The sequence below is a fragment of the Rhodothermales bacterium genome, from assembly GCA_040221055.1.
GTDB lineage: Bacteria > Bacteroidota > Rhodothermia > Rhodothermales > UBA10348 > 1-14-0-65-60-17.
Window position 1 is genome coordinate 193557 of record JAVJVN010000009.1, and the last position, 13535, is coordinate 207091.

Below are 13535 nucleotides of genomic sequence, written 5' to 3' on the forward strand. Positions count from 1 at the left end.
CGATGTCCATGCCCCAACTTGCCATTGGAATCGACCTGGGTGGAACGGCCATCAAGGCCGGTCTCGTATCTTCGGAAACCGGGTTGCTGGCGGAACGGATTGCCGATACGGATGCCGATCGTGGTCCGGCCTACATTCTGGACACCATCGCCGATCTCGTCCGGACGCTCTCTGCGGAGGCCGGTCACGCCACCTTGGCCGGTGTCGGCGTGGGTGCCCCGGGTGCCATCAGTTGGGATCGCACGACCGTATCCTGGCCGCCGAATTTTCCGGGTTGGGAGGTCGTACACCTGGGCAAGGAATTGGCCTCGCGACTGGACAGCACGATGCTGACCATGGTGGAAAACGATGCCAATGCCGCCGGCCTGGGATCGGCTCACTACGGAGCCGGCAAACAGTTCGACTCGTTCATCATGGTCACCCTCGGGACGGGCGTCGGAGGTGCCATCATCTATCAGAATCGCATTTTCCGCGGCTCCACGGGCGCCGCCGGTGAAATCGGTCACATGACCATCGATTATGAGGGACCTGTGGCGCGCAGTGGCGTCTCGGGGGCCATTGAAGCCTATCTCGGGCAGCGGTTCCTTTCCCGGCATGCACGATACCGATTGATGAATCGCAAGGACAGCCTCCTCCACCAGATGGCGGGTCCCGATTTGATGGGGATCACACCGAAAATGCTGTACGATGCGGCGATGTCCGGTGACGAGGGTGCCCGTGAAGTATTGGCCTGGGCCGGCCATAAACTGGGATGCGTCCTGGGTTCGGCCGCCAATCTGCTGGACATCCGCAAATTCGTTGTGGGTGGTGGGCTCTCGGGTGCTGGTGACCTCATTCTGGATGCCACCCGCCGGACCCTGCCGTCGTTCGTTCTCCCGGCGTTGGCCGACGATCTCGAAGTGGTCCAGGAAACCGCCGGAAATGACGTCGGTATGCTTGGAGCCGCACATCTTATTTTCCAACACGTTGACGAAAAAGGTTTCCATTCCGGAACCGTGCACCGTGCACCGTAGGACCTGCGGTGGCGCACCCCTCTCCCGGTGCCTCGCCTTCATCGTTTTTCTGACCCTTTCTTCCGTTCGTCTCCACGCGCAGTCCGTCGACGGGAATGAACTGTCCGAACCGGTCGTGTTCTCTGCGGCGGACTCCCTGGTCATTGTCCTGGGAAGCGACGCCAGGACCGCCACCCTGTTCGGCGAGGCCGAGGTTTCCTATGAGGAAGCCCGACTCAATGCTTTTGCCATCAACCTGTTTTTCGACAAGGACCGGCTGCGGGCCAGTGGCAGACAGGACACGACCGGTTGGATTGGCCGGCCGACCTTTACACAGGGTTCGGAAGCATTCACCGGGGACTCCCTTTTTTTCGATATGGTCAGTCGCCGCGGACGCGTGGTCGGAGCGCAGACCGCCATCGAGGAAGGGTTCATACGTGCCGCATCGGTAACCGCCGGGGAAGACAGTACGCTCTACGTCCGGGACGGGGCCTATACCACCTGTGCCTGCGTGGAGGATCCGTCCTACTCCTTGCGGTCGGACAAGATGAAGCTCATCAATCGGAAGTGGATCTACACGGGGCCCATCCAACTGTACCTCTACAACATCCCTACCCCGCTCTGGCTGCCCTTCGGTTTCCTGCCCGCCCAGGACACCCGCCGTTCAGGCCCCCTTCCTCCTACGTACGGGGAAGACCAATTCGGATTCTACCTGCGTGATTTCGGATGGTACTTTGCGATGAATGACTACATGGACCTCCAACTCCAGGCCGGATTCTGGACGCAGGGCAGTTGGGAATCGCGTGTCCTGTACCGCTACAACAAACGATATGGCTTCGATGGTCAAACCCGGATTGATTACGCGCGCTTCCGGAGCGGCGTGAGAGGCGACCCTGCGTTCTCCATCCGACAGACCGGCTCGTTTCGCTGGACGCACAACCAGACCATCGGCCAGTCCGCAAATATGAATGCCGGCGTGAACTTGTCGTCATCCACGTACCTGCGCGCGGTATCGCAGCAATATGATGACCGGATCCGGCAGGATATCCAGTCGACCCTCCGTTTTTCAAAACGATGGACCGGCCAGAACCTGTCCGTGCAACTGGATCAACGCCAGCAACTCGCGACCGGGCAGGTATCCATGACGCTTCCTTCGTTCCGTTTCTCACAGAGCAGCTTCAAACCGTTCAGCACGGATGGACGCGCGCCGGGCCAACAGGAAGGCATACGGGACAAGCTTACCATGAGCTATTCCTTCAATGTGGACAATCGGTTCAGTTTCTCACCGAAAGCGTCATTCCCGGATGACCCGGGCGCGGAAGATATCACATGGTGGGATGCCCTCCGATCTCCCGAAGACTATCGGCGGGCGACCAATGGAACGGATCCATTTTCTTTCCAGGCCAGCCACCGGATTCCCGTTTCCGCCCCCTTTTCCGTGCGGCGAATACCGGGATTGGGTGCCGTCAATCTGAACCTGTCGCCGGCGGTCAACTATACGGAAGACTGGTTCATCCGCACCGAAACCCGATCGCTCGCGCCGGATTCCTCGGGTGTGCAGTCGGAGTCCGAAGCGGAGTTCTTTGCGCTGAGACAATACAATACGTCCCTTTCCGGGAGCACCGTGTTCTACGGTCTCTTCCCAGTGTCGGCCTTCGGGTTCGACGGGCTTCGCCACACCCTGCGACCGAATGTGGGATTCACGTTCCGCCCGGATTTTTATGCCGAACGATTCGGGTACACCCGGACCTATACCGATGCAGACGGTGAATCGGTTACCTATGCCGCTGTTCCAGGTGTGGGACGTGGCAAGCAGCAGGCCCTCACGTTTTCCTTGAACAACACCTTCGAAACCCGTCGCAGCGATCCCGACGCTCCGGCGGACGGGCGACTTCAGACCCTGAAGTTGTTGGACCTGTCAGCCTCCACCAGCTACAATTTTGCTGCCGATTCGCTCAAATTCAATGATGTGCGTCTTACGGCCCGGACCCGGCTTCTCGGCAAAGTGGATGTGGATGCCCGCAGCACGTTCTCGGCCTATGATGTGGATCCGTCCGGACGGACCATCAATGCGCAGGCCTTCTCCCTGAGGACACCCTTTGGCCGCCTGACATCCGCCGACATCACCATGCGCACGTCGCTACGGAGTCGGCGGGGTTCCGGGGACCGGCCACTGACGGCGCCACGCGGAAGCATGGTTCCAGGTACTGGACAGATGACCGGACAGATCCTGCAGAACACCATGACGTCGCCGCAGACGGATTTTTCCATTCCTTGGTCCTTGAGTCTGGACCTGTCCTGGGGAATGGTGAATACAGGCGTCCAGACCATCCGGCGGGCGACCGTGAACAGCTCCTTCGATCTCAGCCTGACACCCAATTGGAAAGTTACCGGGCGAACCGGTTACGACTTCGAACGTCAGGAGCTGGTGACTTCCAACTTGGCACTGGCTCGGGATTTCGACTGCTGGCAGATGTCGTTCAACTGGATTCCGTTCGGGAATTATCAGTCCTGGGGATTCGATCTGCACGTCAAGAGCGGCCACTTGCGCGATCTTCTCCGTATCCGGCAACCCAAGTCGGACGTTCGCGATCGATTCGGATCCTTGTTGTAATGGTCATTCCGGGACGTATACGTATGGAATTGACGGTGCAGTCGCTGGACCGGGAAATCGCCACGGCGTTGCTCCGGCTCTTCGAGGACCAACTCGCATTGGCCGGGGTCGACAATCTGCTGTTCAAGGTGCAGGACCGGGTCGTAACGATTGCCGGCAGCGTACCGACGGAGGCGGACATCCGGTCCATCCTGCAACTGGCCTCGGACGTTCCGGACGTCCTGTCAGTCATCAGCGAGCTTGAGGTCAAGCCTTAGGGCGTGTTCACACTACGCCAGAGCCCGCTGACGGCGGCCAATTTGGTGCCCGCCAAGGCGGACGAGCCGAAGTGTAGCAGCGTTACTCGAGGGGAGGACAACGCCGGTGGGTGCCAAATTGGCCCCGTCCCTTCGGGTAGCGTCGGAAATGGCGTTTCTCTGTGTTGTTCGTCGCTCGTATGACGCTGCCATACTTCACTCCTCTCGCCGTGATAAACGCCATTTCTGATAGCTACAGCAGGTTCTGGCGTAGTGTGAACACGCCCTAGAAGTCGTTGTCCACGAAGCGGAAGTGACGAACGGAAAGGCGCATGTCATCCGACGACGGGTTGTAGGCACCCGGAATAAGTGCGCGCAGCAACTCCTCCCCTGATCGTACCACGAGCTCCGTTACGAAGCCCAGGAATTGCCGACTTTCCACACGCACCGGCACGCCGTCCGGGGAGGGAACCAGGTCTTCCGCGCGGACCACAAGGGCCTTGTCCGGCCCGGGGCGATCGATTCCAACCAGGTCCTTTATACTTCGCGCGTCGGTCAGAACGTTGGCGCCACCGAGGAAAGAGGCCACGAACGCACTCTGCGGTTCCCTGTAAAGGTCCTCGGGCTTGCCCCACTCCACAATCCGCCCCGCCCGCATGACCGCTATACGGTCGCTGAGAGCCATGGCCTCCTCCTGGTCGTGGGTCACGTAAATGCTCGTCAGTCCAATGCGGTGCTGCAACGCTTTCAACTCGCGCCTGGTCTGGTGCCGCAAGGCCACGTCCAGGTTGGACAAGGGCTCGTCAAACAGGATAACCTTGGGTTCCACGGCTACGGCCCGCGCCAATGCGACACGTTGCTGCTGTCCGCCGGAAAGGGACGTTACGGGCGAATCCTGGTATTCCACCATGTCCACACGCTCAAGCGCATCCTGGACTCGTTTCCGGATTTCCGACTTCGCTACGCGGCGTACCGACAGGCCGTATCCCACATTGCGACCGACTGTCATGTGCGGAAACAGCGCGTAGTTCTGGAATACCATGGCCGTGGGCCGCTTCCGCGCGGAGAGTCCCGAGATATCCGTCCCATCCAGAAGGATGCGACCGGAATCGAGCGGTTCGAACCCCGCAACCATGCGGAGGGTCGTTGACTTCCCGCAACCGCTTGGACCGAGCAAGGAAAAAAAGGAGCCTGGTGGGATGTCCAGCGTGAGTCCATCCACGGCAACGAGTCCGCCGAACGTGCGACGCACGTCGAAGGTCTGAACATGTGCGCCGTGGACCTCCACGTCAGGACAGCGCCTGGTTCACCTTGTCGGCGGCTTCCTGGAACTGGATGGCCGTACGCACGGCGAGTCCACTCTCATCCAGGATGACCTTGGCTTCCTCTGCATTGGTACCCTGCAGACGAACGATCAACGGGATGGTGATGTCCACATTCCGGGCCGCCTGGACAATTCCCTTGGCAACACGGTCACAGCGTACAATGCCGCCGAAAATATTCACGAGGAGCACCTTCACGTTCGGATCCGAAAGGATGATCCGGAAGCCGGCTTCCACGGTCTCCGGACTTGCCGTTCCTCCGACATCGAGAAAATTGGCCGGATCCCCGCCTGCCAACTTGATGATGTCCATGGTACCCATGGCCAGTCCGGCACCATTCACCATGCATCCGACATTGCCATCCAACTTGATGTAGTTCAGGTTGTGCTTTCCGGCTTCCACCTCGAGCGGATCTTCTTCGTCGACATCCCGCAATTCCGCGTAATCCTTGTGGCGGAACATCGCATTGTCATCCAGATCCATTTTGGCATCGATGGCCAGCACGTCGCCCTGCTTGGTCAGCGTGAGTGGATTGATTTCAGCCAGCGTACAATCAGCTTCGTGATACGCCCGATACAGGGCCATGATGAACTTGACGGCCGACTTGAACGCCTGCCCTTCCAAACCGAGTCCGAAGGCAATTTTCCGCGCCTGGAAACCCTGCAGACCAATCAACGGGTCTACCCATTCCTTCAGGATCTTTTCAGGCGTTTCCTCAGCGACCGTTTCGATTTCCACACCGCCTTCGGTGGACGCCATGATGACCGGCATATTCGCCTGCCTGTCCAGCGTGATGCCGAGGTAGAATTCCTTGTCGATATCCACGGCATCGGCGATCAGCACCCGACGGACCTTCTGACCTTCCGGACCGGTCTGGTGCGTCACCAGCTGCATACCCAGAATGGCGGCCGCCTTCTCCCGGACCTCATCAATACCACGCGCCAATTTGACGCCTCCGCCCTTTCCCCGGCCTCCGGCATGGATCTGGGCCTTCACGACGAACAGGTCCGTACCTGTTTCGGCGTTCATTTTCCGGGCGGCTGCTACAGCCTCGTCTACCGAAGCAGCTACAATTCCGGGTTGGACGGCTACGCCATACGATGCAAGAAGATCTTTCGCCTGGTACTCGTGGACTTTCATGGATTCTGGAATTCGTACGTTGACAATCCTAAGAAACTACAGCCGAAAAGTCGGCCTTGCAGGACCACAAACAGAGGTCCCGACGTATTCGTTGTTTCTTTCACCTTTGCCTGCATGTCCATATACGATCGGCACATCATTGCGCGGCTGCTGAAGGGGTATTTCGCCTTGGTCGGGGGACTCATCCTGTTTTTCATTGTGCTCCATTACGTGGAATACGTGGACGATTTCCTGGATCGCGGCGCCACCATGAAAGATGTTTTCCTGGTCTACTATCCGAATTATGTCCCCGAAATCGTCCGGCTCATAAGCCCGCTGGCCCTCTATCTGGCCGCCGTTTTCCTTACGGGGCGGCTCGCCCAACACCTGGAAATATCCTCGCTTCAAACATCGGGTGTCCGGCTGGGACGCCTCATGCTGCCCTATCTCGCGGTCGGAATGGTGCTTACGATTGTCCTGTTCTGGATGGGCGGCTGGGTGGTTCCGACGACCAATACGGTGCGCTTGGCCTTCGAACAGGAGTACACCAAGTCCGGTGCCCGCAGACTGGAATATGCGAATATCCATCGGCAGAACGAGCCAGGCAGCATGCTCAGTGTGAACTTCTACGAGCCGACGTCACAAACGGCCACGTCTGTGACACTCGAACAATTCAGTGATCGTCAGCGTCTGGTATCGCGCATTGATGCCCCCCGGATGAGCTGGGTGGATTCCCTTGGCGTGTGGCGCCTGTACGATCCGACCGTACGGACGTTCGATCCCTCGGGCACGGAAACAAGGGTAAACCATGCGCTGCTCGATACCCTCCTTTCACTTCAGCCCAGGGATCTGGCGCGTACCCAGGGTGACGTGGATGCCATGACCCTGCCTGAGGCGCACGCGTACATCGAAACATTGAAGCGAACCGGTGCCAACCGGGTAGGACAGCCGCAGGTGGCCTATTTCAGCCGATATTCCTATCCGCTCGCGCATATCATCCTACTTCTGCTCGCCGTCCCGATGGCATCGGTGCGACGCCGCGGCGGCCAGGCGGTCCAGATCGGTCTCGGACTGTTCATTGCCTTTTCCTACCTGGCCGTCATGAAGTTGACGGAACCCTTCGGGTATTCGGAAATGATCCCTCCGATTGCGGCAGCCTGGCTGCCTCACGTCCTGTTCCTGGCCGCCTCCTTGATCCTCCTGGCCCGGACACGCACCTGATCCGTTTCAGCGTCCTGCAGGCCCGTTCAGGCCTCGCCACCCGGTACCCCGAAGTGAACGGCCGGATTCGACGCCTGTGATTCGTCAATTTCGCCATGTGACCGTTCATAGCGATCAATATTCTCCGCCAAGGCGTGCAACAACCGCTTGGCGTGCTGTGGTGTAACGATAATGCGACTCTTCACACGGGCTTTCGGTACGCCCGGCATGACTCGGATGAAGTCCAGGATGAACTCCTCGGACGAATGCGCCAGCATGACCAGGTTCGAATAGATCCCCTCGGCCACTTCTTCGCTCAATTCAATATTCAGCTGGTTTCCAGCCTTCTTCGGCTCCTTCTTGTTGTCGGTCATGGGGTCGATTGTTTGGAAAGTGCTTCAATCAGATCGCTCTTTGTGATGATCTGGAACGAGTCCCCGGTTCTGAGCATGACGGCTCCCGGTGCCTCACTCAAGAGGCGTGTCAGGCCCTCCAAGGGGAGGTCGGGCTCCACTACGGGGAGCGGAGCACCCATGTTCTCCCGAACCGGATGATTTCTTGCCTGCGGGTCCTTGACGAGCCGATTGAGGACGACGGATTCCGTCATACTTCCTACCACGTCTTCCCCGTTCAGGACCGGGATCTGGGAGATGCCGTGTTCCACCATGCGATCAATAGCCACACCCAACGTATCCTCGGGCGAAACGGACACCAGTGACCGATCCGACCGCAATGACCCGGCGCGGATTTCAGCCGGACTGTCCAGGAATCCATTGTTGCGCATCCAGGCATCGTTGTACGTCTTGGACAGGTAACGGAATCCGGAGTCCGGCATGAGCACCACGACCACATCATCCGGCGAAAGCGTGCCGGCCTGTTCCTTCAGCCAATTCAAGGCACCGACCACGACCAGTCCGCCTGTCTGCCCTACGAACAGCCCTTCTTCCCGGGCCAATCGACGCGTCATGAGCATGTTCTCCTTGTCGGTACCGCGGGTGTACGCATCGACAATATCGAAGTCCATGTTGCCGGCCAGGATATCTTCTCCGGCGCCCTCGGTCACATAGGGATAGATCTCGGATTCGTCGAACTCCCGGGTGTGGAAGTACTTGAAGTAAACCGATCCATAGGTGTCGACACCAATGACTTTGATGTTCGGGTCCTGCTCTTTCAGATAGCGACCGGTCCCGGAAATGGTACCGCCGGTTCCGGCCGTGGCAATGAAGTGGGTAATCCTGCCATCGGTCTGATCCCAGATTTCAGGGCCCGTCGTCCGATAATGTGCCTCGGCATTGGCGGCATTGTCGTATTGGTTCAGATAGACGGCGTTGGGCGTCTCCTCAGCCAGGCGCCGGGCCACGCTGTAATAGGAACGGGGATCCTCCGGCGCCACATTGGTGGGACAGACCAGGACCTCCGCACCCAGGGCGCGAAGCACATCCACCTTTTCCTGGCTCTGCTTGTCCGTGGTCGTGAACACACACCGATAGCCACGGGAAATGGCAGCCAGAGCTATGCCTGTTCCGGTATTTCCGCTGGTTCCTTCCACGATGGTCCCGCCCGGTTTGAGTTTTCCGGAGCGCTCGGCTGCCTCTATCATGGCAATGCCTATCCGGTCCTTGACCGAGAGTCCCGGATTGAAATATTCGACCTTGGCCAGGACCGTGCACGGCACGTCCTTGGCGACCCGATTCAATCGAATGAGCGGGGTATTTCCGATGGTCTCAAGAATACTGTCGTGCCACATGGTATTTTGCGTTGAACGTTCCCGTGAAGGTACGGCCTCTCCCCAACATGATCGACCCCGAACTACTCGTCGCCACGTGTGATCCGACGGGACTCGTACTTTGGCGAAACCGCAGCTGGACCCGTGTGATGGGTAGCGACGACGACCTGTGGTCCGGTCTCGTGGAAACCGATCGTGAATTGGCCCGACAGAATCTTCAGGAAGCCGCGCGCGGGGCACTCGTATCGCATGCCCTTTTCATGGTCACCCGACCCATGCGCGATGAGCCGCTGCCGGTCCTGCTGCATTTCATTCCCGTACGTTCCGGCAGCACCTGGCACGTCGCCATCAGCGGCGAAGTCCTGGCCGAGCCGGAAACCTGGACCGAGAGCCAGACCGAGCGCCACAGGATGGAGACGCTCGGCCGGATGACCATGGGAATGGCCCATGACTTCAACAACTTGCTGAGCGGGATCCTTGGACACCTCGCATTGTGGCGTGCAGAAGATCCCGAAGGCGCGTCGCGTGCTGCATTGCATATCGGCACCATGGAACGGGCGGCCACGGACGGTGCAGAACTCATCCAGAAAGTTCAGCGATACATCCGCCAGGAATCCCGGTCCGGATTTGCCCCGGTTGATGTCTCGGGGCTCCTCCTGGAATGCATTGCATTCACACGACCCTACTGGTTCAATGAGCCTCGCCGGAACGGCATCGAAATCACGTTCGATCACAACCTCCCGGTCCTTCCGTCCATTCTGGGTTCGGCAGCGGAATTGCGAGATGTCATGGTGAATCTCATCCTGAATGCCGTGCATGCCATGCCCGACGGTGGAAAGTTGCAGCTGTCGGCCGCCCTGGATGGAGAGCGGGTCCGCGTTGACCTCAAGGTTACCGGACTGGGCATGAGCCCGGAGGTCGCCGATCGCATTTTCGAACCGTTGTTCAGCACCAAAGGAGAAAAGGGAACGGGCATGGGTCTCGCCGTGGCCGCTGGCATAGTGCGGGAGCATGACGGGGAAATCCGGGTCGAAACCGAACCCGGTGCCGGGAGCACATTCACGTTGTTGCTCCCCCTCCCGGTTCAGCAAGCGCCAAAAGAAAGCACGCTTCCTGCCTCCTCCCGCCTTGAACCTGGCGAGGAAATCCATCGCACCATCCTGGTCGTTGACGACGAGGCCATGGTCCGGAATGTTGTAACCCGATTGCTCGAGCTCCGGGGACACACCGTGCTGGCCGCATCTTCCGGTGCCGAGGGCATGGATGTCCTTGAGCGACACCCCGTCGACCTGGTCATCACCGATCAGGGCATGCCAAGGATGAGCGGACGGGAGCTGGCCCATCATATTGCCATACGGCATCCCGAACTGCCGGTGGTACTCTTGACGGGGGACACGGATTTGAACGTGAATGAGGCGGAAATCGCCCGCGTACTGACAAAACCATTCAAGATCGATGACCTTTCAAAGGCCATCGCCGAATTGGTCACGCACACGACATCCTGACATGAACCCGGCTTTGGCCTGGTTTTTGAATGTACCGGGTACAGGCGACACGGCCTGCCATATTTGTAACCGACCTTTATCCCCACATGTCACAGGACGTCCTGTTGGTTTTGAGCGACGACCCGGAACAAAGCATTCCGCTTCCCACGGCCGACGAAGAGAAAGAAATGAGCACGTCCGACGTTCCGGACGTGCTTCCCATATTGACCCTCAGGAACACGGTGCTGTTTCCCGGTGTCGTCCTTCCCATTACGGTCGGACGGGACACCTCCCTGAAATTGGTCAAGGATGCATTCGGAGACGACAAGTTGATTGGTGTCGTTGCCCAGAAGAGCACCGATACTGAGAACCCGACGCCTGCCGACCTCTATTCGACCGGAACGGTAGCCAGTATCCTGAAGCTCATCAAGATGCCTGATGGTTCAAAATCCATCGTCATCCAGGGCAAGCGACGCTTCCATGTGGAAGAGTATATCCAGGAGGAGCCGTACTTCTCGGCACGGGTCACGCCCATTGTCGAAGAAACACCGGGAGAGGACATTGAGCTGGAGGCCCGCATCCGTTCCATCAAGGAATTGGCCATCCAGATCGTCAACCTGTCGCCGAATTTGCCGAGCGAAGCGGCTTTTGCCATCCAGCACATTGACTCGCCCACGTTCCTCATCCATTTCATTGCATCGAATCTGCAGATCGAGGTTGCCGAGAAGCAGCAGCTGCTGGAGACCATTCCGTTGATCGAGCGGGCTGAGCTCGTCATGAATCACCTGAACCAGGAGTTGCAGGTCATGCAACTCTCTGAGGAAATCCGGTCCCGCGTAAAGACCGATGTGGATCAGCAGCAACGGGAATATTTGCTGCGCCAACAAATGAAGGCCATCCAGGATGAGCTGGGTGAAGGCGAAGGCGTCATGGGCGAGGTTGCCGAATTGCGGGAACGGCTGGATGAAAAGAACCTGCCGGACCATGTATTCGAGACGGTGGACAAGGAAATCGACAAACTTTCGCGATCCAACCCGGCCTCACCCGACTATGCAGTGACCCGGAATTACATCGACTGGATCCTGGATACGCCATGGACGGAGTATTCCGAGGACCACCTGGACATCCGCCGCGCGGGCGACATCCTGGATGAAGACCATTACGGGTTGGAGCAGGTCAAGAAACGGATCCTGGAACACCTGGCCGTACTGAAACTGAAGGGCGATATGAAATCGCCCATCCTCTGCTTCCACGGTCCCCCAGGGGTTGGAAAGACCAGCCTCGGCAAGAGTATTGCGCGGGCACTCGGACGCGAATTCGTTCGGATGAGTCTGGGCGGCGTTCGGGACGAAGCCGAAATCCGGGGCCATCGCCGAACCTATGTGGGCGCATTGCCGGGACGGATCATCCAGGGCATGAAGAAAGCCGGCAAGGCCAATCCCGTTTTCATGCTGGATGAGGTGGACAAACTCGGAAACGACTTCCGGGGCGATCCGTCATCCGCGCTGCTGGAGGTCCTCGACCCCGAGCAAAACTTCGCCTTCAACGACCACTACCTGGAGTTGGACTACGATCTGTCGAAGGTGCTATTCATTGCCACGGCAAACTACCTGGAAATGATACCTGCTCCGCTCAGGGATCGCATGGAAATGATCGAGATCACCGGCTATACGCAGGAGGAGAAGCTCGCCATTGCCAAGCAGTATCTGGTCCCGCGTCAGATTGAGCGGAACGGCCTGAAAAAACAGCAACTGAAAATCTCCGATGCCGCATTGAAGCTGATCATTGACGGATACACTCGGGAGTCCGGGGTTCGTCAATTGGAGCGGACCATCGGGGCCGTCGCACGCGGAGTGGCCAAACAGATTGCCATGGAAGAATCCGACGGAGAAAAGGTGGATGCACCGGACGTGGAGACGTATCTCAAGGCTCGGATCCACTTTTCGGACACCGCAGAGCGGACCGAGGTACCGGGCGTATCGACGGGATTGGCGTGGACGCCCGTCGGAGGCGATATCCTCTTCATTGAAGCCTCCGTCGCACGCGGGTCGGGACGGATGATCCTGACGGGACAATTGGGCGATGTCATGAAGGAGTCCGCCCAGGCCGCGCTCTCGTACGTGAAAGCCAACGCCGACACGTGGAACATTCCCCCGGATGCATTCCGTTACTGGGATCTGCATGTCCACGTACCTGCCGGCGCCATCCCCAAGGATGGACCTTCCGCTGGCGTCGCCATGCTGTCCGCACTGATTTCCATTTTCACCCAGCGCCGTGTCCGGCATACCGTCGCCATGACCGGTGAAATCACCCTGCGCGGATTGGTCCTGCCAGTAGGTGGAATAAAGGAAAAAGTCCTTGCCGCGAAGCGGGCCGGAATCAAAACCGTCATTCTTCCGGACAAGAACCAGAAGGACATCGATGAGCTCAAGCCTTCATCGCTGAAGGGACTCAAGGTCATCTATGTCAAACGCATGGAAGAAGTCCTCGACCACGTGCTTCTGAAGCGCCCCGAAACCAACCCGGAGACCTTCTTCACCGTGCCCGATTCCGAGAAACGCGGCACGCCGCGGAATGAGTCGGGCAAGGTCGTGGTCATGGATCCGTGAACTCCTCCAGGATGCGGGCATCGTCCACGCCATCCCGGGTGCGCTCTCCCAACCCATCCCTGAAGGCGCGCTCGGTTTCCTCCCAGAGGAAACCGAGCGCGCCCACGGCAATACCCAACAGTCCGGTAGCGACCTCAACGGCCGTACCGGCGACGTAAATCACTTTTCCGGCCGGGTTCAATTTGTCGAACTCTACGACGCGTCGGGGATCATTCCGGGGCTGGGTCATGTGG

At 58.8% G+C, this 13535-nt stretch carries 11 protein-coding genes; 6 read left to right on the forward strand and 5 right to left on the reverse strand.

Annotated features, from left to right (window positions below; genetic code table 11):
- Window positions 1-8 precede the first annotated feature (8 nt).
- From RIE53_03505 to RIE53_03515, 3 genes are read left to right on the forward strand one after another with little or no spacing between them, the layout of a single operon-like run.
- The gene (locus RIE53_03505) at window positions 9-1013 is read left to right on the forward strand and encodes an ROK family protein (GenBank protein MEQ9103741.1); all 1005 of its coding nucleotides are present in this window, start codon (window positions 9-11) and stop codon (window positions 1011-1013) included.
- Window positions 1003-3606 (forward strand): putative LPS assembly protein LptD, encoded by a 2604-nt coding sequence (locus tag RIE53_03510; protein MEQ9103742.1) that lies wholly within the window; start codon window positions 1003-1005, stop codon window positions 3604-3606. Before RIE53_03505 ends, RIE53_03510 begins: the two co-directional genes overlap by 11 nt.
- Window positions 3607-3629: 23 nt before the next feature.
- Complete coding sequence (locus RIE53_03515; GenBank protein MEQ9103743.1) at window positions 3630-3863, forward strand: BON domain-containing protein; 234 nt, start codon at window positions 3630-3632, stop codon at window positions 3861-3863.
- 265 nt (window positions 3864-4128) lie between these two features.
- Here the strand turns inward: RIE53_03515 and RIE53_03520 are convergent, their stop codons facing one another.
- Both RIE53_03520 and sucC read right to left on the reverse strand, forming a co-directional pair.
- The gene (locus tag RIE53_03520; protein ID MEQ9103744.1) at window positions 4129-5094 is read right to left on the reverse strand and encodes an ABC transporter ATP-binding protein; all 966 of its coding nucleotides are present in this window, start codon (window positions 5092-5094) and stop codon (window positions 4129-4131) included.
- Between the two features lie 37 nt (window positions 5095-5131).
- A complete protein-coding gene (gene sucC / locus RIE53_03525; GenBank protein MEQ9103745.1) occupies window positions 5132-6304 on the reverse strand; it encodes an ADP-forming succinate--CoA ligase subunit beta in 1173 nt (390 codons plus the stop codon).
- Window positions 6305-6418: 114 nt separating this feature from the next.
- Between sucC and RIE53_03530 the strand changes: the two genes are divergently transcribed.
- Window positions 6419-7504 (forward strand): LptF/LptG family permease, encoded by a 1086-nt coding sequence (locus RIE53_03530; protein MEQ9103746.1) that lies wholly within the window; start codon window positions 6419-6421, stop codon window positions 7502-7504.
- Window positions 7505-7530: 26 nt separating this feature from the next.
- Here RIE53_03530 and RIE53_03535 read toward each other — a convergent pair whose 3' ends face one another.
- A complete protein-coding gene (locus RIE53_03535; protein MEQ9103747.1) occupies window positions 7531-7857 on the reverse strand; it encodes a DUF3467 domain-containing protein in 327 nt (108 codons plus the stop codon).
- A complete protein-coding gene (locus RIE53_03540) occupies window positions 7854-9230 on the reverse strand; it encodes a pyridoxal-phosphate dependent enzyme (GenBank protein MEQ9103748.1) in 1377 nt (458 codons plus the stop codon). The genes RIE53_03535 and RIE53_03540 overlap by 4 nt, the downstream gene beginning before the upstream one ends.
- 47 nt (window positions 9231-9277) lie before the next feature.
- Between RIE53_03540 and RIE53_03545 the strand changes: the two genes are divergently transcribed.
- Together RIE53_03545 and lon are read left to right on the forward strand one after the other, a co-directional pair.
- Complete coding sequence (locus RIE53_03545) at window positions 9278-10714, forward strand: response regulator (GenBank protein MEQ9103749.1); 1437 nt, start codon at window positions 9278-9280, stop codon at window positions 10712-10714.
- An 86-nt stretch (window positions 10715-10800) separates the two neighbouring features.
- Window positions 10801-13302, forward strand: a complete 2502-nt coding sequence (gene lon, locus RIE53_03550; GenBank protein ID MEQ9103750.1) for an endopeptidase La — start codon at window positions 10801-10803, stop codon at window positions 13300-13302.
- Here the strand turns inward: lon and RIE53_03555 are convergent.
- Window positions 13289-13531 (reverse strand): hypothetical protein, encoded by a 243-nt coding sequence (locus RIE53_03555; protein ID MEQ9103751.1) that lies wholly within the window; start codon window positions 13529-13531, stop codon window positions 13289-13291. The two genes, lon and RIE53_03555, sit on opposite strands and share 14 nt — an antisense overlap.
- Window positions 13532-13535: the final 4 nt, after the last annotated feature.